Genomic DNA, 24,413 nt, shown 5'->3' with positions numbered 1-24,413 from the left:
TTGGCCCTCCGGAAGGCCGGGCCCTGGGGGAGAGGCTGCGAACATGCTCGTACGCCAGGATGCGCTGTCGTCCGAGGCTTTGGGCAAGCTCGTCGATGGTGAGGCGCTGGCCGTGCAGGTTCCTGCATACCATTCCCCTGAGCTCTGTGAGGAGATAGCAGGCCGCGTCCTGGCGCGATTAGGCTCCGGCTACCAAAGGATCTACGAGAGCAACGTCCGAGCGTTCACCGAGACCAACGGGGACGTTGACGCACGCCGTGAATACCTTGCCGAATCGGCGTCTTTGATGTCAGACGTGCGCGAGTCATGCCACCCACTGGCCTCCCCGATCGACAAGCTGCGTTGCGAACTCGACGAACTGTGGCCGGGAGGTGCGCGGCTGCTCCGGCACGAGGCGAGGGCACTCGTGTTCGGAATGGTTCGTGTGTGGCGAAACGGAGCCGAGGCCCGCCCTCATCTGGATGTGCTGCGCGAATCCGCCCCCGATGTGCTGGAGGCCCAGAAATTCACCGACCAGATCGGGGTGAACATCTATCTGCGGGTGCCCGAGGGCGCCGGTGACGGCGAGGGTGCCCTGGAACTCTGGGACCTGGGGCTCGCCGACAGCGAGCTGATCGGCGACGGGCTGTGGGGGACATACGGGTACCGGCGGGAGGCCCTGCCGAGTCCCGAAGTCGTCGTCCGCCCCCAGGTCGGGGATCTCGTGATGCTGCGAACCACCCGCATGCATGCGGTGCGGCCCACCTGTTCGGGAGAGCGGGTGACGTTCTCCGGGTTCATCGGACACAGCAGTGGAAGTGATCCCCTGCTGTTGTGGAGTTGACCCGGGTCGCGTCGGGCGCCCGTCAGTTCGGGGGCCACGGGCTGGTCTCCGTCATTTTGACGGCGTTGGACCGCACGATGTCGAGACTGAACTCGGCGGCACGGATCTCGCTGGAAATCACCGACAGCCGTTCTCGGTCGGCCCGTTGTCGGTACTGGGTGGCCAGAGGCTGCATCAGCAGCTTCGAACCGTTGCGGAACTTCAGCACACCCTGGTCCACGACATGCTCTTGATGATGCTCCGGCACCCACGAGCGAAGGACGACCCAGGTGTCGATCCCCGCGGCAACCTGTGAGCGCACGACTTCTTCGAGAATCGGGTCCTCGGCGTGCGGGAAGACGAAAATCCGCTCCACTGTGAGGTCGAACCGTTCGATGGCCGAACGCTGCATGTCGAGATAGCGCTGGCCGAAGGAACCCCTCCAGAATTCGAAGGGCCCCATACTGACGGCTCGATAGAGCGAGACGTCGTCGAAAGAGCGGGCCCGGACGCTGTACGGCCCGTCGATGCTCACGGTCACAGCGCCGTTGGAGAGATCCCGCATGCAGTCGAGCAGCTCTTCGCCTTTGCTCCGTCGGATGTCCGCGAAGACAGCGACATCGCTGTGCTGTTCGATTGCCTGATAGGAGCGCACGTAGTCGAGGACGAACTGCTTGCAGGGCGGCGGGGATTCGATGACAGGCGTGACTCCGCGCACCGCCGCTGAAATCTCGGCGGCCTGGGTCGCCAACTCCTGACGCACTTCGCTCGACATCTGTTCGGTCTTTGTGGATTGCTCCACGAGGAGGGCGATCGAGACACCCGCGAGACTGATGACGATGCCCAGCTGTAAGGCCGTCGAAGAACCGACCAAAGGGGGAACGATGGCCAAGGCCAAGGAGGCGATGAGTCCGCAGATCCAGAGAGTTCGACGTATTCGCGTTGCGCGCGGCGCAGACGGGGAGGGTGGTTCGTCGGATGCCACTCATGCATTATCACAGATCGCCACATCCATGGCTACAGAGAGGGATGAGGTGTAACTCCCGGGCCGGGATGGGCTGATGGCCGGGTGCCGGCTGACTTCACCTCCGTCCTGGGCGTGGGCAATCCGCCGACCCGCCTCCCCGCGTTCGCTCCCGGCTCCTCCAATGAAGTGAGGGCCGGGAGCGGCCTGTCTCCAGCCGGTGGTGACGACGTTTCACCTGTCCGAGGCGCCCGCCGTTGCCGTGGCCGTAGCGGGTGCCGGCGCCGTGCTGCTTCCGGTCAGGCGCCGGGCGAGCGGAACCAGAGCGATCGCCGCCGCGCCCACCAGCCCGGCCAGGGCGAAGGAGGTGAAGCCCCAGCTCTGGTTGCCGTTCGTGGCGAGCGTGCCGATCAGCCAGGGGCCGACGACCGCGCCGGTGCGGCCGACTCCGGTGACCCAGCCGAGGCCCGCCGCGCGCTCGCTGTCGCGGTAGACGGTGTCGGTGGCGGCGTAGACCATGACCTGCGCGCTGAACAGCCAGACGCCGGTGACGGCCACGACGACGTAGGTGATGCCCAGCGGGAGGTGGGTGCTGAGCAGCAGCGCTCCGGCCGCCGTCAGGACGAACCAGATCGCCGAGACGCGCACCGCGCCGAACCTGTCGGCCGTGCGGCCGGCGATCAGCAGGCCCACGATGCCGCCCGCGTTGATGACCATGAGGAAGCTGACCGAGGAGGTCAGACCGTAGCCCTCGGCGCGCATCATCTGCGGCAGCCAGGTGCTCACGCCGTACACCAGGAGCAGACCGCAGAAGGAGGCGAGCCACAGCAGCGGGGTCGCCCAGCGCGACCGCGGGTGGAACAGCGCCCGTACCGCGGCGAGGCGACCCGCCGCACCGGCGGCCGGGGCGGCCACGGCGGTGGGCCTCGGCAGACCGTAGCGGTCGGCGACCGCGTGGGCCTTGTCGCGCTCGCCGCGCGCCAGCAGGACACCGGGCGACTCCGGCAGCAGCTTCAGCAGGAGCGGTACGGCGACCAGGGCCGGGAGTACGCCGGCCCAGAACACCCAGCGCCAGCCCGCGGCCGGGGCCAGGGTGAGGCCGAGGCCGGTCGCCGCCATGCCGCCGAAGTGGTACGAGGTCATCAGCAGGCCGGTGGTCAGGGCCGCCCGGCGCGGCGGCGCGAACTCCATCACCATGGCCAGACACAGCGGCATCAGACCGCCGAGGCCGAGCCCGGAGACGAAGCGGCCGAAGCCGAACAGGCCGACGCCGCCGGCCACCGCGCAGATCGCCGAGCCGACGGAGAACAGGGTCACGCTGGACACCAGCATCAGCCGCCGGCCGAGCCAGTCGGTGAGGTTGCCGGCCGTGAGCGCGCCGATGAGCATGCCGAACGTGGTCCAGCTGCCGATGGTGCCGGCGGTGGCCGGGGTCAGTCCGAGGCCGGAGTCGTCGAGCATGTGCGGCATGACGGCGCCGTAGATGTTGACGTCCATGCCGTCGAAGAACACCGCCAGCCAGCACAGGGCGATGACCGGGAACACGGTGCGGAAGGTGTGCGGGGGACTGGGTGCGGCGGACGTGGGGGAGTCGTTCATCTGCGTCCTCGGAGATGGTGACGGGCGGACGAAGCAGGAGCGGAACACAACCCCTTGTTCGTCAGGTGAAATGTGGTTCACTTGGGTGGCCATGAGTCTCGGGGCGCGATGAGCGGGTGTCAATGGTGTTGCGTGAGGAGTCGTCCATGTCCGAGAGCGAGTTTCCGCAGACCCGCACGACGGCCGGTGCGGTGCGTGGCCGGCGCGAGGGCGGCCTGGCGGTGTTCCGCGGGATCCCGTACGCGCAACCACCGGTCGGCCCGGCGCGCTTCGCGGCGCCGCGGCCGGCGGACCGCTGGGACGGAGTGCGCGAGGCCCTCTCCTTCGGCCCGCCTCCCCCGCAGGAGGCGGCCTTCACCGACGGCGCACCTGCCGGTCCCGTCCCGGCCGGCGACGACTGGCTGACCGTCAACGTCTGGACGCCGGAAGCGGATCCGGCGGCGCTCCGGCCCGTCATGGTGTGGATCTACGGCGGTGCCTACAAGATCGGCTCCGCGGCCGACCCCGGCTACGACGCCGGCCGGCTGGCGCGGGACGGCGACCTGGTCGTCGTCACCCTCAACTACCGCGTCGGCATGGAGGGGTTCGCCGCCATCGAGGGCGCTCCCGCGAACCGGGGGCTGCTCGACCAGGTCGCGGCGCTGGAGTGGGTGCGCGAGAACATCACGGCGTTCGGCGGCGACCCCGGCCGGGTCACCGTCTTCGGTGAGTCGGCCGGCGCCGGATCCATCGCCGCGCTGCTCGCCATGCCCCGGGCGCGCGGGCTGTTCGGGCGAGCCATCGCACAGAGCGTGCCGGGCACCTACTTCTCGGACGCGCTGGCCGCGGACATCGGCGAGGCGCTCGCCGGTGAACTGGGTCTACGCCCGACGGTGGCCGACCTGTCCGGTGTGGACCCGCGCAAGCTGCCCGAGGCGAGCGTCGCGCTGAGCGCCCGGATGCGCGAGTACGCCCACCGCTGGGGAGCGGTAGCCCTCACCCCGACGCCGTTCTCACCCGTCGTCGACGGCGATGTCCTGCCCGTCACTCCGTGGGAGGCCCTGGCGGCCGGCGCCGCACGCGACGTGGAGCTGATCGCCGGGCACAACCGCGACGAGTACCGCCTGTTCCTGATGATGGGCGGGCTGCTCGGCCGGGTGGACGACGCGATGGCGGCCCAGGCCCTGGCGACGTTCGGGCCGGTGCCGGACCCCGGGTCGGCCTACCGCGCCGCCTACCCGGACGCCTCGGCGGAACGGCTCTTCGAACTCGTCCACTCCGACTGGCTGTTCCGTATGCCCACCGTGCGTCTCGCCGAGGCCCACATCGCCGCCGGCGGCCGGGCCCACCTCTACGAACTCACCTGGTCCGCCCCGGTGAACGGCGGCGCCCTCGGCGCCTGCCACGGCCTTGACGTACCGCTGACCTTCGGCGTGCGCGGCGGCCTCGGCGCCCTGCTGATCGGCCCCGAGCCGCCCGCCGACGCCGAGTCCCTCTCGGCCCGCTTCCGCACGTCCTGGACGTCCTTCGCCACGACCGGCGACCCGGGCTGGGCCGCGTATGACACCGACCGGCGGCTCGTCCAGGTCCTGGACGTGGAGCCGACGGTCGCCGCCTACCCGGAGGAGGCTTCCCGCCGGCTGTGGGAGCGGCACACGTTCGCGGCGTTGCCGCTGACGGCGGCGTAACGACGGAGCCGCGGCGGCCCTGGCGACGCGGCCGCCGACCCGATGGGGCCCGCACCACGCCCCACCGGCGCACCCGCCAGCGCCTAAGCTCCCCGCCGATGCACCGCCGTCCGCCCCACAGTCGCCGCCAGCTTTCGCAGCCGTCGCCAGTCCAGGCGGGGGGCCGGTGGGGGGACGCCGGGGCGTTTGCGTGGGACTCGGACGCGTAGGGCGCCGGGGATGATGCGGCAGTGGACCGGGGCGGGCAGGACGAGGGCCTCGCCGTCGATGCCGGCCTCGATCTCCTCGCGGTCGGCCTCGATGATCACCTCGGGCGCGGTGAGGATGGTGAGCCCGGCCGGGTCGGGGTCGAGCAGCAGGGCCGCCGCCTCCGCCGCGCTGTCCACCCGGATGCCGAGCACACCGAGGACCGCGGCGTCGAGACGGTCACGGCGGCCGAGTCCGAAGGGGTCGTCCGTGCGGTACGGGTTGTTGCTGACCAGCACGGCATGCGGAGCCTCCAGCGTGGTGCCGGCCGCGCGGGCGGTCAGCAGCGGGCCCTGCTGGCGGGTGAGCAGGTCGGGCAGCAGGTCCAGGCTGGTGCCGATCTTGTCGTCGCGGTACCCGGGGCTCTGCACGATCGCCGCGTACGCCCCGAAGGACGCGTTGTTGACAAAGGGCCGGCCGCCCGCGTAGCAGAGGTCCACGCGCAGTTCCACGCCGTCGGTGAGCGCGTCGAGGCAGGCGGCGGGGTCCTCGCGGTCGAGGCCCAGGTCCATCGCGAAGTGGTTGCGGGTACCCGCGCTGATCACCAGGAACGGGATGTCGTACGCGGCGGCGACGGCCGCGACCAGCGCCTGCGTACCGTCACCGCCCGCGACGCCCAGCAGGTCCGCGCCCTCGGCCACGGCCTCCCGGGCCAGCGCGGTGACGTCCTGTTCCTCCTCCGGGTCGAGCAGCATCACCCGGGCGCCGAGTCGCTCGGCCTTCTCCTGGAGAGCGTGCCGGACCACCTTCCCGCCGCCGGAGCGAGGGTTCATGATCAGATACGGCCGTTTCGGCGGCAGCGCCCTGCGCTCCCGCATCACCCGCACCCGGGAACCGCCCGTGCCCCGCAGCGCATAACGGCCGCTCCACACGGCCACCGTCCACAGCGCCACGGACACCAGCAGCGCCCAGAACAGCGTGGCCGCGAACAGCGTGATCACCGCCGCCGGCACCGCCAGGGCCAGCACGGCCGCCGCCCAGCGCAACGGCCCGCGCAGCGTCAGCGTCCACCACGCCGCGACCACACCGAGCCCCAGACCCGCCGCGCCGGCCACCAGCAGCACCACGCCGCCGACACCGCCGTAGGCGAGCGGCACCAGCACCGCGAGGCCCGCGGCGGCCAGTGCCGCCCGGGCCGCCCACCGCTGCGCCCGGTAGGCCCGCTGGCTCAAGTCCAGGCCCATGCATCCTCCCTCGTCGGCGGACATCGTAGGGCCGGCAGGTAGCGCGCTGGGGGGCCGGTGGCGGGCTCGACCGGGAGACACCTCTTTTCAACGTCTTCTGAACGCCTTTTGAACGTGTTCAACTTCAGGCGTACGCTACCCCCATGAGCGACAGAGCCGCCCTGCTCAAGGGCATCCGTGTCTGGCTGGCCTTCTTCGTCGTCTGCCTGGTGCTCAGCGGCGCCACGGCCTTCCCCCTCGTCCACGAACTGCGCTGGACCGAGGACCTCCTGCGCGGACTGTCCGTGCCGGAGCACCTGCCCGGCCTGATGGACTGGATCGAGCGCGTCCGGCACGGACTCGACACCGCCGACGCCGCATACCCGTTCCTGCTCTACGGCACCGACTGGCTGGCCTTCGCCCATCTCGTCATCGCCGTCGCCTTCTACGGCCCCTACCGTGACCCCGTCCGCAACATCTGGGTCGTCGAGTTCGGGATGATCGCCTGCGCCGGGATCATCCCGCTGGCCCTGATCTGCGGACCGATCCGCGACATCCCGTTCTGGTGGTCGGTGATCGACATGTCCTTCGGCGTCCTCGGGGCGATCCCGCTGTACGTCGTACGGAAGAGGATCAAGCGGCTGGAGGCGCTGACCGCGTCGCCGGCGCCTCCAGCCGCGACGGCCGCCGTCAGCGGTTGAACGCCGGGAAGGCGAAGCGCTGGACGATGGCCAGACCGTCGCCCTTGGCGTCGGTGGAGTTGACCGAGTAGACGAGCGTCCGGGACAGGTCACGTGTGGCCGCGACCACGGTGTGATAGCCGGGACGGGCGCCCGTCTTGCCCCAGATCTCCTTGCCGTTCAGCTCGAACCGCTCCAGCGAGGCGCCCATGGTGGCCCCCTCGATGTCCGGGACCGTGAACATCTCCCGCAACTGCGGATCGGGCACCACCCGACCGCGGAACAGGGCGAACACCAGACGCTCCAGGTCGGCCGTCGTCGAGATCAGGTCGCCCGCGGCGAACCGGTCCGACATGTTCCACTCGGTCACGTCGACCAGCCTGCCGTCGATCCAGTCGTAGCCGCGGTTGTGCGGACCGTGCACCCGCGGGTCCGGTCCGGCCGGGAACGACGTGTGCCGCATACCGAGCGGACGGAAGATCCGTACGGCCGCCTGATGGGCGTACGAATCGCCGGTGACCTTCTCGATCAGCAGGCCCAGCACGGTGTAGTGGATGTTGCCGTACCGCTGGAACTCGCCGGGCGCGTGGTCCGGGTCGGGCCCCTTGGCGACCGACGCGGCCACCACCTCCTCGGGGGTCAGCGTCTCGAAGCGGTGCTCGTAGCCGGTGTCGACGTCCTCGCCGAGGGAGGCGCCCGGCTGGAGGCCGCTGGTGAAGTTCAGCAACTGCCGTACGGTGATGGGCGCGAAGTCCTTCGTGAGCAGTCCGGGCAGGTATTGCTGCACCGTTCCGTCCAGTGAGATCCGCCCCTCGGCGGCCAGTTGGAGCACGATCGACGCGGTCACGATCTTCGTGGTCGAACCGGCCCGGAACCGGGCGTTCTCCAGCGCCGGGGCGCCGGTTCTCATGTCGCGCACCCCGGCGGCCCCGTGCCAGCTCCCCTTGCCGCCCACGCGGATCAGCGCGGCCGTCGCGTCCCTGTCGGGCAGCCCGGCGAGCGCCGCGCACAGGGCCTTGACGTCGGGGCCGTCCGGGTCGGCTGCCTCGATCGCCCGCACGGAACAGGACGCCGGCGACGCGGGCCGCGCGGCGGCCGTCCCGGCCAGTGGCAGCGCGGTCAGGCTCAGGACGAGGGCGGAGGTGAGGAGGGCGGGAAGTGGGCGTACGGGCATCTGCGGCTCCTGGGTAGGTCGGTGGGATGTCCGTGATCATCGTCGGGGCGGAGAGCCGTCGGCCGGATCGTCGGCGAGGAGGGGACCGACCCTGGGGTGAGCCCGGAGCAAGTGCCGTACAGAACAGGGGTGTTGTGGGGGTTCGCCCTTACGGGCCCGGCACCGGACTCCCGCCGTCGGCTGCCCGCTGCACACATCCCGCATCCTGCTTGGGCGAAAAAGTGTTATCGCCGCTCTCTCCGCCGCGTCTCCACCCCGGAAGCGGAAGGTGATCCCCGGCCTGGGCAATCGTGCTGGTCGGGCTGGAAGGTGCGGGCGGGGCGGGGAACGACCCGGGAGAGGACGTACGTGGACGAGGCGGCCGGCCGGCAGTGGCGCTCCACCATCGCGGCGGCGCAGGCCGGGGACCGGGCGGCGCTGGACGAACTGGTGGAGGGCTGGCTGCCGCTGGTCTACAACGTGGTCGGGCGCGCCCTGAACGGCCATGCCGACGTCGACGACGTCGTGCAGGAGACCATGCTGCGCGCCGTCGGCCATCTCGGCTCGCTGCGGGACCCGGACAGCTTCCGCTCCTGGCTCGTCGCCATCGCCATGCGCCAGATCCGGGACCGGGCGCGGCGCCGGCAGCCGGCCCCGCTGGACGAGTCGGCCGCGCGGGAGGCCGCCGACTTCGCCGAACTCACCGTGCTGCGACTCCAGTTGGAGGGGCAGCGGCGCGAGGTCGCGGAGGCGGTGCGCTGGCTGGACGACGAGGACCGGCACCTGCTGTCGCTGTGGTGGCTGGAGGTCGCGGGCGAGCTGACCCGGCGCGAACTCGCCGCCGCGGCCGGGATCAGCCGGCAGCACGCGGCGGTGCGCGTGCAGCGGGTGAAGGAACGGCTGGAGACCGCGCGCGGCATCGTCCGGGCCCTCGACGGGGCCTGCCCCGAGCTGCGCGAGCTGACCGTCCGCTGGAACGGCCGCCCCGAATCGGTCTGGCGCAAGCGGCTGGCCCGGCACATCAGGGGCTGCGCCTACTGCGGCGACACCCGCGAGGCCGTCGTACCGGCGGAACGCCTGCTCGTCGGCATCGCGCTGGTCCCGGTCCCGGTCGGCTTCACCCTCTCCCTGGCCCTCGGCGGCAAGACGGCGGTCGCGGCGACGGCCGCCTCCGTCGGGTGGTCGGCGAAGGTGATGGCGGCCCTCACCCAGCCCGCCGTGGCGATGGCGGCCGGCGCGACACTCGTCGCGGGCGGCGCGTACGTCGTCACCCAGACCCCGGACGCCCTGCCGCGCGCCGCCGTCCCCACCGCGGCGAGCACGGCCCGCCCGCCGGAGCCGACCCAGCCCGTGGCACCGACGGCAACGCTCGCACCGTCCCCGTCACCCTCGCCGTCCGCGGCGCAGTCGACGAAGGCCCAGCTGTACGGCACGGTCGTCGACGCCGTCGACCGGGCCCCGGACCCGAACGCCCGGCCCGCCGCCCTGCCGCACCGCCCCGAGTCCGGCGTCACCAGTACCTGGGGCGCGAAGGCCGTCATGCAGCACCGCGGGGAGAAGGTGACGCTCAGCGGGCAGGGCTACATCCTGGTGCGCTGGCAGATCTCCCCGCAGTCACGGCCCGGCGCGCTGGTCATGCCGACCTGGACCGGCCTGAAGGGCAGGCTCTTCCATGTCGCCTCCGGCGGCGGACGCCGCATGGACGACACCACCGGCCCCGGCACCACCGGCATGGGCGGCCCCGACACCGGCTACACGGTCCTGCCGGACGGCACCCAGCAAATGTGGCAGAACGAGTACTTCTACATCGACGGTTCGGTCACCCTCAACCAGAACGAACGGGGCGCCGACTACGGCGTGATCGTCTTCCCCTCGACCTGGGAGGCGGCCGAGCAGGACGTGCGTACGGGCCCCGACCAGGGCGCGCTTCGCTACGGCCAGGTCCGCGACAACGGCAAGGACACCGCACCGGTCCCGCAGTACGTCACCCGCGCGACCCCGGCGGATCCGGCGACGGTGCCTCTTGGCTCGCGCGTCTAGCGGTTTCCGGCGTCGGAACGGGCAGCCAGGAGGACGTCGAGGCGGTTGGTCGTGATCGAGTCGACGCCGGCGTCCAGCAGACGGCGCATCGAGCGGCGGGTGTCCGGGGTCCAGACGGAGAGCAGATGGCCGCCGCGGTGGACGCGCTCGGCGAGGGCGCGGTCGACCAGGCCGAAGCGGTAGTTGAGCCAGCGCGGGCGCACCACGTCCAGCAGAGCGGGGCGCGGCGGCGCCAGCGTCGTCCAGGTCAGGGCGATCTCGGCGGCCGGGTCGGCGGCACGCACCGCGAGCATGGCGGGGGCGCCCGCGCAGTAGTACACGCGGTCCTCGGCCCCGCACTCGCGCACGACGTCCACGACCCGGCGTGCCGCCCGCACATCGGCGATGCCCGGCAGATCGATCATCACCCGGCTCCCGTCGGCCTCCGCCAGCGCCTCCGCCAGCGTCGGCACCCCGCCCGCCGTCAGCCCCCGCACCTCGGCCGCCGACAGCGCCAGCAGCGGCCGGTCCTGCTCCCACAGCCGCTTCAGCGTCTCGTCGTGCAGCAGCACCGGTACGCCGTCCTTGGTGAGCCGTACGTCGATCTCCACCGCGTCCGCGCCCAGGGCGAGCGCGGAGCGCAGGGAGGCGAGCGTGTTCTCGCGGACACGGTAGGGGTCGCCGCGGTGGGCCACGGCGGTCACGTTCTGCATGAGGACATTCTGGGGGTCGGCGCGGTGGCGTCGGGCCTCAGGGCGCGAGCCAGTCGGCGGTGTAGGTGTCGATCTCGTCGGCGATCCGTGCCTTGCCGGCCTCGTCCAGGAAGGACACGGCGACGGCGTTCTTGGCGAGCTCGGCCAGGCCCCGCTCGTCGAGGTCGAGGAGGCGGGCGGCGACCGCGTACTCGTTGTTGAGGTCGGTGCCGAACATGGGCGGGTCGTCGGAGTTGATCGTGACGGTGACGCCCGCCTGCACGAACTCCTTGAGCGGGTGCTCCTCGATCGTGCGGACCGCGCGCGTGGCGATGTTGGAGGTCGGGCACACCTCCAGCGGGATCCGGTGCTCGGCGAGGTGCGCCAGCAGCTTCGGGTCCCGCGCCGAGCTGGTGCCGTGCCCGATGCGCTCGGCGCGCAGCTGGGTGAGGGCGTCCCACACCGTCTCCGGGCCGGTGGTCTCGCCGGCGTGCGGTACGGAGTGCAGCCCGGCGGCGATGGCCCGGTCGAAGTACGGCTTGAACTGCGGCCTCGGTACGCCGATCTCGGGCCCGCCGAGCCCGAAGGAGACCAGGCCCTCCGGGCGCAGCCGGTCGTCGGTGGCGAGCCGCGCGGTCTCCTCTGCGGACTCCAGACCGGCCTCGCCGGGGATGTCGAAGCACCAGCGCAGCACGGTCCCGAACTCGGCCTCGGCCGCCTTGCGGGCGTCCTCGATGGCCGCCATGAAGGCGCGCTCGTCGATGCCGCGCCGGGTGGAGGAGAACGGGGTGATGGTCAGCTCGGCGTAGCGCACCTGCTGGCGGGCCAGGTCGCGGGCCACCTCGAAGGTCAGCAGCCGTACGTCCTCCGGGGTGCGGATCAGGTCCACGACGGACAGGTACACGTCGATGAAGTGGGCGAAGTCCGTGAACGTGAAGAAGTCGGCCAGCGCCTCCGGATCGGTGGGAACCTTGGAGTCGGGGTGGCGGGCGGAGAGTTCCGCGACGATCCGGGGGGAGGCGGAGCCGACGTGGTGGACGTGCAGTTCGGCCTTGGGCAGTCCGGCGATGAAGGCGTGCAGGTCATGCGGGACGCGGGCGTCGACGAGACGGTCGGTCAAGGTTCCTCCCCGGGAACGGCGCCCCCGGGCCGGGTCTGGGCCGGCGGGACGCGGTGATCGGCTGATCGGTGACTCGGGATCATCGTAGGCGGGGGACCGCGCCGGTGATGCCCGGGCCTTAGCATGACGGGACGTACAACAGAGGGGGTTCCGCGCATGTCCGACGACGCGCAGACGCCGGAGGCGCCGGAAGCTGGGGGTGGGGGGTCTTGGGCTGCTCCCGGGCATGCGGCCGCGCACTCTCCGGAGAAGAAGACGTCCCTGGACAAGCCGGTGGAGGGCGTGTCCGCGGTTCCTTCCGGGCCGGAGGGGCCCGGCTTCACCATCGCCTCGAACGAGCCGCCGGCCGCTTGGCCCACGCCGTCCGTGCATGATCAGCAGACCGTGACGTCCATGCCGCGCGACGCGGCGCCGGGTGCTCCGCAGTGGGCGATGCCCTCGACCGCGCCGACCGACTCGGTGGCCGATCCCTTCGCGGCACCCGGGGCGGGCGCGGGGCAGGGGCTCACCCCGTCCAACCCCTTCGCGCCGCCGACGGCGTCCGTCCCCTACGCCACGCACGGCGAGCCCGTGCCGCCGCCGCCCATCGCGCCCGACGGGCCGGGGCAGGTCCCGTACGGCTATCCCGGCGGCCCCGGCTACCCGTCGCCGGGCGGCTACTACGGCTGGCCCGGGATGCAGGCCATGCCGAGCAACGGGATGGGGACGGCCGGGCTGGTGCTCGGGATCATCTCGGCGGTGATCTTCTGCCTGTGGCCGGTGGCGATCGTCGTGGGTGTGCTGGCCGTGATCTTCGGCGCGATCGGGCGGGCGAAGGCCCGGCGGGGCGAGGCGACGAATCCGGGTCAGGCGCTGGCCGGGATCATCTGTGGGGTGGCGGGTGTGGTGCTGGGGTTGGGGATGGTGGCGTTGGTGGTCGCGACGGCGTAGGTGGACGTGGGCCTCGTCCTCAAACGCCGGACGGGCTGAAATCAGCCCCTCCGGCGTTTGAGGAGCGGGGGTCCAGGGGGCGGAGCCCCCTGGAGGCGGCGAAACCCCCTACCCCCGCAACCGCTCCCGCGCCTCCATCAACGCAAACCCCAACAAGTTCTCCCCCCGCCACCGCTCCGGATCCCCCGCGCCGTCATCCCTCGCCGCCAACCCGATCCCCCACACCCGGTCCACCGGACTCGCCTCGACCAGCACCCGCTCCCCGGTGCCCAGCAAATAGCCGCGCAGATCCGCGTGCGCCGCGAACTTGTGGACCGACCCCTCCACCACGATCCGGAACCGCTCCCGCTTCCACACCGCGTCGTCGAACCCCCGCACCAGCCGCCCCGCCTTCTTCGCCTCCGAAGGGTGCCCGGCCGCCAGGACCTGCCGCTCCGCCTCCGGGTCCCCGAACAGCCGAGCCTTCTCGGCCATCATCCAGTGCTCGGCGGTCGCGTAGGACACTCCGTCCACCGTGAACGGCGACGCCCACCACTGGCTCAGACAGCTCGCGCTCACCTGGCCGTCCGGCCGCGGCCGGTGCCCCCAGAAGTGCAGATACCTGACCCTCGCCCCCGCACGGACCTCCTGAATCAGGACGTCCCAAGAATCGATCTTCGTCATATGGCCGAGTCTCGCAGGCACCACCGACATTCCGTCCCCCGTTTTCCAGGCCAACTCGACACCTGGTCGACAGATTCCGTCGCGTAACCAAAAGGCAACAACGGAATCACTTGTTGGACTCCCCCTGCTCTGTCAGGATCGGCACTCAAATCGAGCCTGAGCCACGCCGGCCCCTGTTGGGGCACGGAGGGAGCGACATGCACAACCCGGGCACCGCCACCCCGGAACGATTCCCGGCCCAGGACCGCTTCGCGGACGGCGCGCAGTTCATCGCGGGCCGCCTGACGAAGGGGACCTCGGGGCGTACGCACACCGTCGTCGACCCTGCCACAGGCGAGGGCGTGTACACGTACGACCTGGCCGGCACCGATGATGTCGACGCCGCGGTCGCCGCCGCGCGGGAGGCGTTCCCCGCGTGGGCCGCCGCCACCCCCGGCGAGCGCTCCGACGCGCTGCACCGCTTCGCCGCCGTACTCGCCGAACGCGCCGAGGACTTCGCCCGCGCGGAGTCCCTCCAGTGCGGCAAGCCGCTGAAGCTGACCCGCGAGTTCGACGTTCCGGGCACGATCGACAACGCCGCCTTCTTCGCCGGTGCCGCCCGCCATCTTCAGGGGCAGTCCGCGGGGGAGTACTCCGGCGACCACACCTCGTACGTCCGCCGTGAGCCCATCGGCGTAGTCGGCTCCATCGCCCCCTGGAACTACCCCCTCCAGATGGCCGCGTGGAAGGTCCTCCCGGCCATCGCCGCGGGCAACACCATCGTGCTCAAGCCCGCCGAGCTCACCCCGCTCACCTCGCTGCTGTTCGCCCAGGCCGCCACCGACGCCGGGATCCCGGACGGGGTCGTCAACATCGTCACCGGGACCGGGAAGGAGGCCGGGGAGCACCTGGTCGGCCACCCCGACGTGGCCATGACCTCCTTCACCGGCTCCACCGCCGTGGGCAAGCGCGTCGCCGAGATCGCCACCGCCACCGTCAAGCGGCTCCATCTCGAACTCGGCGGCAAGGCTCCCTTCGTCGTCTTCGACGACGCCGACCTCGAAGCCGCCGCCCACGGAGCCGTCGCGGGCTCACTCATCAACACCGGTCAGGACTGCACCGCCGCCACGCGCGCGTATGTGCAACGGCCGCTCTACGAGGCCTTCGTCGAGCGCACCGCCGCTCTGATGGAGAGCGTCCGGCTCGGCGACCCGTTCGCACCCGGCACCGACCTCGGACCGCTGATCTCCCACGTCCAGCGCGACCGGGTCGCCGGGTTCGTCGAGCGTGCGCGTGCCTACGCGCGCGTGGTCGCCGGCGGCGAGGCCCCCCAGGACGAGCTGAAGAACGGCGCCTACTACCGGCCCACCCTGGTCGCGGACGCCGCCCAGGACAGCGAGATCGTCCAGTCGGAGATCTTCGGCCCGGTTCTGGTCGTGCTGCCGTTCGACAGTGACGACGAGGGGATCCGGCTGGCCAACGACACCCCGTACGGCCTCGCCGCCTCCGCGTGGAGCCGGGACGTCTACCGGGCGAACCGGGCCACCCGTGAGATCAAGGCGGGCTGTGTGTGGGTCAACGACCACATCCCGATCATCAGCGAGATGCCGCACGGCGGTTACAAGGCGTCCGGCTTCGGCAAGGACATGTCGGCGTACTCCTTCGAGGAGTACACCCAGGTCAAGCACGTCATGTTCGACAACACCGCGGTCGCCAGGAAGGACTGGCACCGCACGATCTTCGGGGACCGCTAGTCATCACACGGGCGCGGCCGGCTGCCCGACCAGCGACCGGCCTCCCCTCCTTCCCGATCTCCCGAAAGGGCACTACGCGCATGGAGCAGTTCGAGCCCGACCGCCTGTCCCCGGCCCAAGTGGCCGCCATGCGGCGCAGCCTGCGCAACGGCCGGGCCGCCATGACCCGCCGTTCCCTGCTGCGCGCCTCCGCGGGCGGCGCGCTCGCGGTGGGCGGCCTCGGGACGCTCAGTGCCTGCGGGATCCCCGCGGCCGGCAAGACCGAGGGCGGCACGTCCGCGGAGGACCACTCGGCGGCGGAGAAGCAGGTCTCCTTCTCCAACTGGACCGAGTACATGGACGTCGACGACAGCGGCAAGCGTCATCCCACGCTGGAGCAGTTCGCGAAGCGGACCGGCATCAAGGTCAAGTACACCGAGGACATCAACGACAACAACGAGTTCTTCGGCAAGATCAAGCCGCAGCTGGCGGCGGGGCAGGACACCGGCCGGGACATCGTCGTCCTCACCGACTGGCTCGCGGCGCGCCTCATCCGCCTGGGCTGGGTCCAGAAACTCGACCCGTCCAACCTGCCGCACGCCTTCGCCAACCTCTCCCCGCAGTTCCGCGATCCCGACTGGGACCCGGGGCGGGCGTACTCCTACCCCTGGCAGGGCATCTCGACCGTCATCGCCTACAACAAGAAGGCGCTCGACGGCGTCGAGGTGAAGACGGTCTCCGACCTGCTCGACAACCCCAAGCTCAAGGGCCGCGTCGGCTTCCTCACCGAGATGCGCGACACGATCGGGATGACCCTGCTCGACATGGGCAAGGACCCCGCGAAGTTCACCGACGACGACTACGACGCGGCGATCGCCCGCCTCCAGAAGGCCGTCGACAACAAGCAGATCCGCCGCTTCACCGGCAACGACTACACCTCCGACCTCACCAGCGGCGACTTCGCGGCCTGTCTCGCCTGGGCCGGGGACGTCGTACAGCTGAAGGCCGACAGCCCGGACATCGACTTCCTCATCCCGGACAGCGGCTACATGACGTCCAGCGACAACATGCTGATCCCCAACAAGGCACGTCACAAGACGAACGCCGAGCGGCTCATCGACTTCTACTACGAACCGAAGGCCGCCGCCGAGCTCGCCGCCTACATCAACTACGTCTGTCCCGTGGACGGCGTGAAGGAAGAGCTCGCGAAGATCGACGAGGACGCGGCGAACAACCCGCTGATCCTCCCCGACAAGGCCATGCAGGCCGCCTCCCGCGCCTTCCGCTCCCTGAGCTCGAAGGAAGAGACGGCCTACGAAGAGAAGTTCGCGAAGCTCACAGGGGCGTGACATCCATGACGAACGACACCAGCGGCGACGTCCGCCTCTCCGGTATCAGCAAGACCTACGGCTCCTTCACCGCCGTACACCCGCTCGACCTGACCGTCCCGCAGGGCTCCTTCTTCGCCCTGCTCGGCGCCTCCGGCTGCGGCAAGACCACCACCCTGCGCATGATCGCCGGCCTGGAGGAGCCCAGCGGCGGCACCGTCCACCTCGGCGAGCAGGACGTGACCGCGCTGCCGCCGTACAAGCGGCCCGTGAACACGGTCTTCCAGTCCTACGCCCTCTTCCCGCACCTCGACATCTTCGAGAACGTAGCCTTCGGCCTGCGCCGGCGCGGCATCAAGAGCGTGAAGAAGCAGGTCGAGGACATGCTGGAGCTGGTCCAGCTCGGGGAGCAGGCGCGCAAGAAGCCGCACCAGCTCTCCGGCGGCCAGCAGCAGCGCGTCGCCGTGGCCCGCGCGCTGATCAACCACCCCAAGGTGCTTTTGCTCGACGAGCCCCTCGGCGCCCTCGACCTCAAGCTGCGCCGCCAGATGCAGCTGGAGCTCAAGCGCATCCAGACCGAGGTCGGCATCACCTTCGTGCATGTCACACACGACCAGGAGGAAGCCATGACGATGGCCGACACGGTCGCCGTGATGAACGCGGGCCGCGTCGAACAGCTCGGATCGCCGACCGAGCTCTACGAGAACCCGGGGACCACCTTCGTCGCCAACTTCCTCGGCACCTCCAACTTCATCGAGGCCGAGGTCGACACCAAGAGCGGCGACGACATCGTGCTGAAGGCGGGCGGCGGCAAGCTCGTGCTGCCCGAGGCGCGGTGCGGCGCGCCCACCGCGACCGGCGGCAAGGTGCTGGTCGGCGTACGCCCCGAGAAGATATCCCTCACACACGCCGACGACGCCGGCGAGATACCCGAGGGCCGTAACCGCATCACCGGCAAGATCGCCGACTCCTCGTTCATCGGTGTCTCCACGCAGTACGTCGTGGACAGCCCCGTCTGCCCGGAGTTCGAGGTCTACGCCCAGAACATCGACCGCGACCCCCGGCTCGTGCCCGGCGCCGACGTCGTCCTGCACTGGAACCCGGCGCACACCTTCGGCCTCGACGCGGCCCAGGACATCGACGCCGGCATCCAGGAAGAGGCGGCGGTCTGATGGCGACAGTCACCGAGGCGCCCCCGCCTCTCAGCCCGGCGGCTCCCGAGACGAAGCCGCCCCGCAAGCGCGGTCGCCTGGTGCCGTACTGGCTGCTGCTGCCCGGCATCCTGTGGCTGGTCGTCTTCTTCGCGCTGCCGATGATCTACCAGGCCTCCACGTCCGTGCAGACGGGCTCACTGGAGGAGGGCTACAAGGTCACCTGGCACTTCGCGACCTACTGGGACGCCCTGTCCGACTACTACCCGCAGTTCCTGCGCTCGGTGCTCTACGCCGGCTCGGCGACCGTCCTGTGCCTGATCCTCGGCTACCCGCTCGCCTACCTCATCGCCTTCCGAGCCGGTCGCTGGCGGAACCTGATCATGATCCTGGTGATCGCGCCGTTCTTCACCAGCTTCCTGATCCGCACCCTGGCCTGGAAGACGATCCTCGCCGACGGCGGCCCGGTCGTCGGAGCCCTCAACACGCTGCACGTCCTGGACGTCACCAGCTGGCTCGGCATGACCGAGGGCGACCGCGTGCTGGCCACGCCGCTCGCGGTGGTGTGCGGTCTGACGTACAACTTCCTGCCGTTCATGGTGCTGCCGCTCTACACCTCGCTGGAGCGCATCGACCCACGGCTGCACGAGGCGGCCGGCGACCTGTACGCCAAGCCGGTCACCACCTTCCGCAAGGTCACCTTCCCGCTGTCGATGCCCGGTGTCGTCTCCGGCACGCTGCTGACCTTCATCCCGGCGGCCGGTGACTACGTCAACGCGGACCTGCTCGGCTCGACGGACACCCGCATGGTCGGAAACGTGATTCAGACGCAGTTCCTGCGGATCCTGGACTATCCGACGGCCGCCGCGCTCTCCTTCATCCTCATGGCCGCCATCCTCGTCATGGTGACGCTGTACATCCGCAGGTCCGGCACGGAGGATCTGGTTTAAATGACCGTCGTCAACTGGCTCAAGCGCAATCTCGTCGTCATCGCGGGACTGGTGACGCTCGCCTATCTGCTGCTGCCCAACGTCATCGTGACGATCTTCTCCTTCAACAAACCGAAGGGCCGCTTCAATTACGAGTGGCAGGAGTTCTCGACCGACGCCTGGAAGGATCCCTGCGGCGTTTCCGACCTCTGCGGCTCCCTCTCGGTCAGCCTCCAGATCGCGCTCTGGGCGACCGTCGGCGCCACGCTCCTCGGCACGATGATCGCCTTCGCGCTGGTCCGCTACCGCTTCCGCGCGCGCGGCGCCATCAACTCGCTGATCTTCCTGCCGATGGCGATGCCGGAGGTCGTCATGGCCGCCTCGCTGCTCACCCTCTTCCTCAACATGGGCGCTCAGCTGGGCTTCTGGACGATCCTCATCGCGCACATCATGTTCTGCCTGAGCTTCGTCGTGACGGCGGTGAAGGCGCGCGTGATGTCGATGGACCCGCGGCTGGAGCAGGCCGCCCAGGATCTGTACGCCGGGCCCTTCCAGACCTTCGTCCGGGTCACCCTGCCGATCGCCGCCCCCGGAATCGCGGCCGGCGCGATGCTCGCCTTCGCGCTGTCCTTCGACGATTTCATCATCACCAATTTCAACGCGGGCTCCACCGTCACCTTCCCGATGTTCGTCTGGGGCTCGGCCCAGCGCGGAACGCCCGTTCAGATCAATGTCATCGGTACGGCCATGTTCCTCATCGCCGTACTGTTCGTCCTGGCCTCCATGGCCATCGGAAACCGCCGTAAGAAGCAAAAGGCATAAGCCCTGTAGGGAGTTGAAATCATGGCCCCAAGCGCCATGAGTCGTGGCAACAACTGGACGAAATCCCTTTCCGACGCCCAGCCGGTCCCGTACTGGCTGGACGACCCCGGCCGCCCCCGCCCCGAGCCCGCCCTCACCACCGCCGAGACCTGCGACCTGCTGGTCGTCGGCGGCGGGTACAGCGGACTGTGGACCGCGCTCATCGCCAAGGAGCGCGACCCGCAACGGGACGTCGTACTGGTCGAGGGCCGCGAGGTGGGCTGGGCCGCCTCCGGCCGCAACGGCGGTTTCTGCGCCGCCTCCCTCACCCATGGTCTGCCCAACGGGCTGGCCCGCTGGCCGCAGGAGATCCACCAGCTGGAGGAGCTGGGCGCCCGCAACCTCGACGAGATCGAGAGCGCGGTCGCCCGCTACTCCCTGGACTGCGACTTCGAACGCACCGGTGAGATCGACGTCGCCACCGAGGCGTACCAGGCGCGGGAACTGCGCGACTGGTACGAGGAACTGCGCGACAAGGGCCTCGGCGAGGGCATCGAGTTCCTGGACACCGACGAGGTCAGGGCACAGGTCGACTCGCCGACCTTCCAGGCGGGCCTCTACGACCGGCGGGGCGTCGCCATGGTCAACCCGGCCAAGCTGACCTGGGGACTGAAGCGGGCGTGCCAGGACCTCGGCGTCCGGGTCTACGAGCACACCCCGGCCCTCACCCTGAAGCCGTACGGCGCCGGCATGGCCGTGCGCACCCCCTACGGCCGGATCCGCGCCCGCAAGGTCGCGCTCGGCACGAACATCTTCCCGAACCTGGTCAAGCGGGTCCGCGCCTACACCGTCCCGGTCTACGACTACGCCCTGATGACCGAGCCGCTCACCGAGGACCAGCTGGCGTCGATCGGCTGGAAGAACCGCCAGGGCCTCGGCGACTCGGCGAACCAGTTCCACTACTTCCGCCTCTCCGCCGACAACCGGATCCTGTGGGGCGGCTACGACGCCATCTACCCCTACGGCGGCCGGGTGCGCGCGGAGTACGACGACCGCCCGGAGACGTACGCCAAGCTCGCCGGACACTTCTTCACCTGCTTCCCGCAGCTGGAGGGCATGCGCTTCACGCACGCGTGGGGCGGCGCGATCGACACCTGCTCGCGCTTCTCGGCGTTCTTCGGGACGGCCCACCAGGGCAAAGTGGCGTACGCGGCGGGCTTCACCGGACTCGGCGTCGGCGCCACCCGGTTCGGCGCGGACGTGATGCTGGACCTGCTGGCGGGGGAGCGCACGGAACGCACGGAGCTGGAGATGGTCCGCAGGAAGCCGCTGCCCTTCCCGCCGGAGCCCTTCGCCTGGACCGGGATCGCGCTCACCAAGTGGTCGCTGGCCCGCGCCGACGCGCACGGCGGGCGGCGCAATCTGTGGCTGCGGACGATGGACCGGCTGGGCCTCGGCTTCGACAGCTGACCGCACGCCCGCCGCATGTGACCCGGTTCACCCCGAACGGGTGACAAGAACCCGCGTAATGCCTGCCGGGTGACCTCCCTCTCCCTCGTGACGCGATCGGCGTCCACGACAGAGAGGGAGGTCACCGTCATGACAGGGGCGAAGACGGCGGTGGAGTGGCTGGCATCCGTCGCACCGAATCCCGAGGCCTGCCGCTGGGAGTGGGAGCGCAGCCCCCTCGGGGTGGCGCTGCTGCCGGCCGGCAAAGCCTGGGACGTGCTGATCCTGCCGGCCGAGCTCGGCTATGCGACGCTCGATGTGCTCACCCGTATCCTCGACCAACTCGGCCCGGTCCTGGCCGACTTCGGCGACGCCCGGATGGGCTTCTTCGTGCCGCCCGGCACGGCCGCCCGCTGGCTGGGCACCGGTATCCGTACGGCCGGGGCCGGTACCTGGATCGTCGTTCCGTATCCGGGCCGTGCCACCGGCGGCATCCGCTGGCTGGTCCCGCCGGACGGCACCGGCACCCTCACCGACCCCGCGCTGCTCGAACTGGCCATGCACGAGGCGGCGGCCGGGCTCGCCGACTCTTGACAGGAAGATTGGTCTGGACCAAGTTGTGTGCGGCTCCCCCCTCCAATTCCCCCATGCCTGGAGGCAGTCGTGGATCGCTTCAGACCTCTCGCCCTGCTCACCGCCGCGGCACTGACCCTGCCCGGCGTCACCGCACTGTCGTCGGCCGCCCGTGCGGCCGACGCGGACCTCGCCCGCAACGGCGGCTTCGAGTCCGGCCTCGACGGCTGGACCTGCACCGCTGGCACCACGGTCAACTCACCCGTTCGCACCGGTAGTTCAGCGCTCCAGGCGACTCCGGCCGGCAGCGACAACGCCCGCTGCGCACAGACGGTGACCGTGAAACCGGACTCCCAGTACACGCTGTCCGGATACGTCCGCGGCGCCTACGTCCACCTCGGCGCGAGCGGCACCGGCACCACGGACGTCTCGGCCTGGACCCAGTCCGCTCCCGCCTGGCAGCAGCTCACGACGACCTTCCGCACCGGGCCCGGCACCACCCGCGTCACGATCTACACCCACGGCTGGTACGGCACCGGCGCCTACCAGGCCGACGACATCTCCCTCGTCGGACCCGGCGTCGACGCGGGCCAGCCACCCGCCGCACCGACCGGCCTGAGGACGGGCGCGATCACCTCCTCCAGCGTCGCCCTGTCCTGGTCGGCGGTCACCGGTGCGACCGGCTACGCCGTCTACCGCGACGGCGTCAAGGTCCAGACGGTGACCGGCACTTCGGCCACCGTCGCCGGGCTCGCCCCCGCCACGGCGTACGGCTTCCAGGTCGCCGCGGTGAACGACGCGGGCGAGTCGGCGAAGTCCGCCACGGTGCCCGCGTCGACGACCGAGGGCACCACCGGCCCGGTCGACCTCCCGGCCCACGCCCTGGTCGGCTACCTCCACGCGAGCTTCGCCAACGGCTCCGGCTACACCCGCATGGCCGACGTCCCCGACAGCTGGGACGTCATCGACCTGGCCTTCGGTGAACCGACCTCGGTCACCTCGGGCGACATCCGCTTCGACCGCTGCCCGGTCACGGAGTGCCCGAACGTCGAGTCCGACGCCGACTTCAAGGCGGCCATCAAGGCCAAGCAGGCGGCCGGCAAGAAGGTGCTGATCTCGATCGGCGGCCAGAACGGCCAGGTGCAGCTGACGACCGCCGCGGCCCGGGACACCTTCGTGACGTCGGTCTCGAAGATCATCGACGAGTACGGCCTCGACGGCCTCGACATCGACTTCGAGGGCCACTCGCTCTCCCTGAACGCCGACGACACAGACTTCAAGAACCCCAAGACCCCGGTGATCGTCAACCTCATCTCCGCCCTGAAGACCCTGAAGGCCAGGTACGGCGACGACTTCGTGCTGACGATGGCCCCGGAGACCTTCTTCGTCCAGCTCGGCTACCAGTACTACGGCACCGGCCAGTGGGGCGGCCAGGACCCGAGGGCTGGGGCGTACCTCCCGGTCATCCACGCCCTGCGCGACGACCTCACGCTGCTGCACGTCCAGGACTACAACTCGGGCCCGATCATGGGCCTGGACAACCAGTACCACTCCATGGGCGGCGCCGACTTCCACATCGCCATGACCGACATGCTGCTCACCGGCTTCCCGGTCGCGGGCAATGCGAACAACGTCTTCCCGCCGCTGCGCCCCGACCAGATCGCCATCGGCATGCCGGCGTCGACCAACGCGGGCAACGGACACGTCCCGCCGGCCGAGGTCACCAAGACCCTGGACTGCCTCACCAAGAAGACGAACTGCGGCTCGTACGCCACGCACGGCACCTGGCCGGCGCTGCGCGGCCTGATGACGTGGTCGATCAACTGGGATCGCTACTCGAACTGGGAGTTCCAGCGGACCTTCGACGGCTACTTCGGCTGAGGAACAGCCACAGCAGTGTGAGAAGCGCCGTGCACAGGCACCAACTGGCCACGACGTCCAGTGGCCAGTGGTAGCCGCGCCGGATCAGGCCGTAGCCGGTGCCGAGACCGAGGGCGGCGCACAGGGCGAGCAGGGCGCGGCGGGCGGGTACGGAGTCCAGCAGCGGGAGGAGCAGCAGCGTCGCCGCGCCGTACGCGACGGCGGCCGTCGCCGTGTGCCCGGACGGGTAGTAGCCGGTGGCCGGTGGTACGACCGGGGTGCCGGGGCGGTCGGTCAGTTCCTTGAGGGGGACGACCAGGGCCGGGACCAGTGCCATGAGGAGGGCGGCCGAGGTCGCCGGCAACCACCAGCGGTCTGTACCAATGCGCCGGTGCCGCCAGGTGACGTACCCGAGGGCGAGGGCCAGCACGGGCACCGCGACCGGCACATTGCCCAGGTCGGCGAGGAGTTCGGAGAGGCGGTCGGGGTGCACCAGGGCCCGGCTGGCCGCCTCGTCGAGGTCGATCAGCGGGCCGTCGGTCACGACCTGCCAGGTGATGAGCGTGAAGAGAAGGGCCGGAAGCCCGAGAAGAAGAGAGAGGGAGGTCGGCCACCCCGGAACAGGGGGGGTGGTTCCGGGGCGGCCGTCCGGATCGGATGGTCGCCCGCCCCGGGGGGTTTGGGGCGTGCGACTGTCCGATCGGTGAGGAGATCCGGAGCCGGAAGCTCCGGGTGTGTGCGCGAGGGCACGACCAGGTCGAAGCTGGGGAGGCCTCGGCCCGATGTCGTCCAGAGTCCCCTCTGGACGGGGTGTATCTCTCATCTGGTTAGAACCTACGACAGGGCGATGGCGTTCGACAGACGGAATCGCGTCCTGTCATCCACCTCGCACACCTTCTTCACACGCTCTGA

Annotated in this window: 21 protein-coding genes; 13 read left to right on the top strand and 8 right to left on the bottom strand. The window is 70.5% G+C overall.

What is annotated here, in order from left to right; genetic code table 11:
• The first annotated feature begins 43 nt into the window (after positions 1 to 43).
• A complete protein-coding gene (locus ACIQWG_RS17175; RefSeq protein WP_404096023.1) occupies positions 44 to 823 on the top strand; it encodes a 2OG-Fe(II) oxygenase in 780 nt (259 codons plus the stop codon).
• A 22-nt stretch (positions 824 to 845) separates the two neighbouring features.
• Here ACIQWG_RS17175 and ACIQWG_RS17170 read toward each other — a convergent pair whose 3' ends face one another.
• On the bottom strand, positions 846 to 1,787 hold the full coding sequence (locus ACIQWG_RS17170) for a hypothetical protein (RefSeq protein WP_404096020.1): 942 nt from the start codon (positions 1,785 to 1,787) through the stop codon (positions 846 to 848).
• Between the two features lie 213 nt (positions 1,788 to 2,000).
• On the bottom strand, positions 2,001 to 3,365 hold the full coding sequence (locus ACIQWG_RS17165) for an MFS transporter (RefSeq protein ID WP_404096017.1): 1,365 nt from the start codon (positions 3,363 to 3,365) through the stop codon (positions 2,001 to 2,003).
• 146 nt (positions 3,366 to 3,511) lie between these two features.
• Here ACIQWG_RS17165 and ACIQWG_RS17160 point away from each other — a divergent pair, with 146 nt between their 5' ends.
• Positions 3,512 to 5,032 (top strand): carboxylesterase/lipase family protein, encoded by a 1,521-nt coding sequence (locus ACIQWG_RS17160; RefSeq protein WP_404096015.1) that lies wholly within the window; start codon positions 3,512 to 3,514, stop codon positions 5,030 to 5,032.
• A gap of 83 nt (positions 5,033 to 5,115) precedes the next feature.
• Here ACIQWG_RS17160 and ACIQWG_RS17155 read toward each other — a convergent pair whose 3' ends face one another.
• Positions 5,116 to 6,462, bottom strand: a complete 1,347-nt coding sequence (locus ACIQWG_RS17155) for a diacylglycerol/lipid kinase family protein (RefSeq protein WP_404096012.1) — start codon at positions 6,460 to 6,462, stop codon at positions 5,116 to 5,118.
• Positions 6,463 to 6,605: 143 nt separating this feature from the next.
• Here ACIQWG_RS17155 and ACIQWG_RS17150 point away from each other — a divergent pair, with 143 nt between their 5' ends.
• Positions 6,606 to 7,142, top strand: coding sequence for a hypothetical protein (locus ACIQWG_RS17150; protein ID WP_404096011.1), 537 nt, complete (start codon positions 6,606 to 6,608; stop codon positions 7,140 to 7,142).
• Here ACIQWG_RS17150 and ACIQWG_RS17145 read toward each other — a convergent pair.
• Positions 7,132 to 8,295: a serine hydrolase domain-containing protein gene (locus ACIQWG_RS17145; RefSeq protein WP_404096008.1), complete on the bottom strand. Its 1,164-nt coding sequence runs from the start codon at positions 8,293 to 8,295 to the stop codon at positions 7,132 to 7,134. The two genes, ACIQWG_RS17150 and ACIQWG_RS17145, sit on opposite strands and share 11 nt — an antisense overlap.
• Positions 8,296 to 8,643: 348 nt before the next feature.
• Between ACIQWG_RS17145 and ACIQWG_RS17140 the strand changes: the two genes are divergently transcribed.
• Positions 8,644 to 10,314 carry a sigma-70 family RNA polymerase sigma factor gene (locus tag ACIQWG_RS17140; RefSeq protein ID WP_404096005.1) on the top strand — a complete coding sequence of 557 codons (1,671 nt, stop codon included), beginning with the start codon at positions 8,644 to 8,646 and terminating at the stop codon, positions 10,312 to 10,314.
• Here ACIQWG_RS17140 and ACIQWG_RS17135 read toward each other — a convergent pair.
• Both ACIQWG_RS17135 and ACIQWG_RS17130 read right to left on the bottom strand, forming a co-directional pair.
• On the bottom strand, positions 10,311 to 11,006 hold the full coding sequence (locus ACIQWG_RS17135; RefSeq protein WP_404096002.1) for a glycerophosphodiester phosphodiesterase: 696 nt from the start codon (positions 11,004 to 11,006) through the stop codon (positions 10,311 to 10,313). The two genes, ACIQWG_RS17140 and ACIQWG_RS17135, sit on opposite strands and share 4 nt — an antisense overlap.
• Positions 11,007 to 11,043: 37 nt before the next feature.
• Positions 11,044 to 12,171, bottom strand: a complete 1,128-nt coding sequence (locus ACIQWG_RS17130) for an adenosine deaminase (RefSeq protein ID WP_404097689.1) — start codon at positions 12,169 to 12,171, stop codon at positions 11,044 to 11,046.
• 90 nt (positions 12,172 to 12,261) lie between these two features.
• Here ACIQWG_RS17130 and ACIQWG_RS17125 point away from each other — a divergent pair, with 90 nt between their 5' ends.
• The gene (locus ACIQWG_RS17125) at positions 12,262 to 13,035 is read left to right on the top strand and encodes a DUF4190 domain-containing protein (protein ID WP_404097767.1); all 774 of its coding nucleotides are present in this window, start codon (positions 12,262 to 12,264) and stop codon (positions 13,033 to 13,035) included.
• 108 nt (positions 13,036 to 13,143) lie between these two features.
• Here the strand turns inward: ACIQWG_RS17125 and ACIQWG_RS17120 are convergent, their stop codons facing one another.
• Positions 13,144 to 13,728 carry an NADAR family protein gene (locus tag ACIQWG_RS17120; RefSeq protein ID WP_404095999.1) on the bottom strand — a complete coding sequence of 195 codons (585 nt, stop codon included), beginning with the start codon at positions 13,726 to 13,728 and terminating at the stop codon, positions 13,144 to 13,146.
• Positions 13,729 to 13,895: 167 nt separating this feature from the next.
• On the opposite strand from ACIQWG_RS17120, the gene ACIQWG_RS17115 reads away from it, so the two are divergent.
• From ACIQWG_RS17115 to ACIQWG_RS17080, 8 genes are all read left to right on the top strand, one after another.
• A complete protein-coding gene (locus ACIQWG_RS17115) occupies positions 13,896 to 15,431 on the top strand; it encodes a gamma-aminobutyraldehyde dehydrogenase (protein WP_404095998.1) in 1,536 nt (511 codons plus the stop codon).
• Positions 15,432 to 15,511: 80 nt separating this feature from the next.
• Complete coding sequence (locus ACIQWG_RS17110; protein ID WP_404095995.1) at positions 15,512 to 16,759, top strand: PotD/PotF family extracellular solute-binding protein; 1,248 nt, start codon at positions 15,512 to 15,514, stop codon at positions 16,757 to 16,759.
• A 5-nt stretch (positions 16,760 to 16,764) separates the two neighbouring features.
• Entirely contained in the window at positions 16,765 to 17,910 is a 1,146-nt protein-coding gene (locus tag ACIQWG_RS17105; RefSeq protein ID WP_404095992.1) for an ABC transporter ATP-binding protein, read from the top strand.
• On the top strand, positions 17,910 to 18,839 hold the full coding sequence (locus tag ACIQWG_RS17100) for an ABC transporter permease (protein ID WP_404095989.1): 930 nt from the start codon (positions 17,910 to 17,912) through the stop codon (positions 18,837 to 18,839). The genes ACIQWG_RS17105 and ACIQWG_RS17100 overlap by 1 nt, the downstream gene beginning before the upstream one ends.
• Positions 18,840 to 19,640: an ABC transporter permease gene (locus ACIQWG_RS17095; protein ID WP_404095987.1), complete on the top strand. Its 801-nt coding sequence runs from the start codon at positions 18,840 to 18,842 to the stop codon at positions 19,638 to 19,640.
• A 21-nt stretch (positions 19,641 to 19,661) separates the two neighbouring features.
• Complete coding sequence (locus ACIQWG_RS17090; protein WP_404095985.1) at positions 19,662 to 21,089, top strand: NAD(P)/FAD-dependent oxidoreductase; 1,428 nt, start codon at positions 19,662 to 19,664, stop codon at positions 21,087 to 21,089.
• Positions 21,090 to 21,218: 129 nt separating this feature from the next.
• Positions 21,219 to 21,662: a hypothetical protein gene (locus tag ACIQWG_RS17085; protein WP_404095982.1), complete on the top strand. Its 444-nt coding sequence runs from the start codon at positions 21,219 to 21,221 to the stop codon at positions 21,660 to 21,662.
• 69 nt (positions 21,663 to 21,731) lie between these two features.
• Positions 21,732 to 23,522, top strand: a complete 1,791-nt coding sequence (locus tag ACIQWG_RS17080; protein WP_404095980.1) for a chitinase — start codon at positions 21,732 to 21,734, stop codon at positions 23,520 to 23,522.
• On the opposite strand, the gene ACIQWG_RS17075 is transcribed toward ACIQWG_RS17080, so the two are convergent.
• Entirely contained in the window at positions 23,461 to 24,294 is an 834-nt protein-coding gene (locus ACIQWG_RS17075; protein WP_404097688.1) for a phosphatase PAP2 family protein, read from the bottom strand. The two genes, ACIQWG_RS17080 and ACIQWG_RS17075, sit on opposite strands and share 62 nt — an antisense overlap.
• Positions 24,295 to 24,413 lie beyond the last annotated feature (119 nt).

Origin of the sequence: Streptomyces sp. NPDC098781 (assembly GCF_044759995.1) — a bacterium.
Lineage (GTDB): Bacteria > Actinomycetota > Actinomycetes > Streptomycetales > Streptomycetaceae > Streptomyces.
Note: the sequence above shows the minus strand (reverse complement) of the source record. Positions and strands in the feature narration are given on the sequence as shown.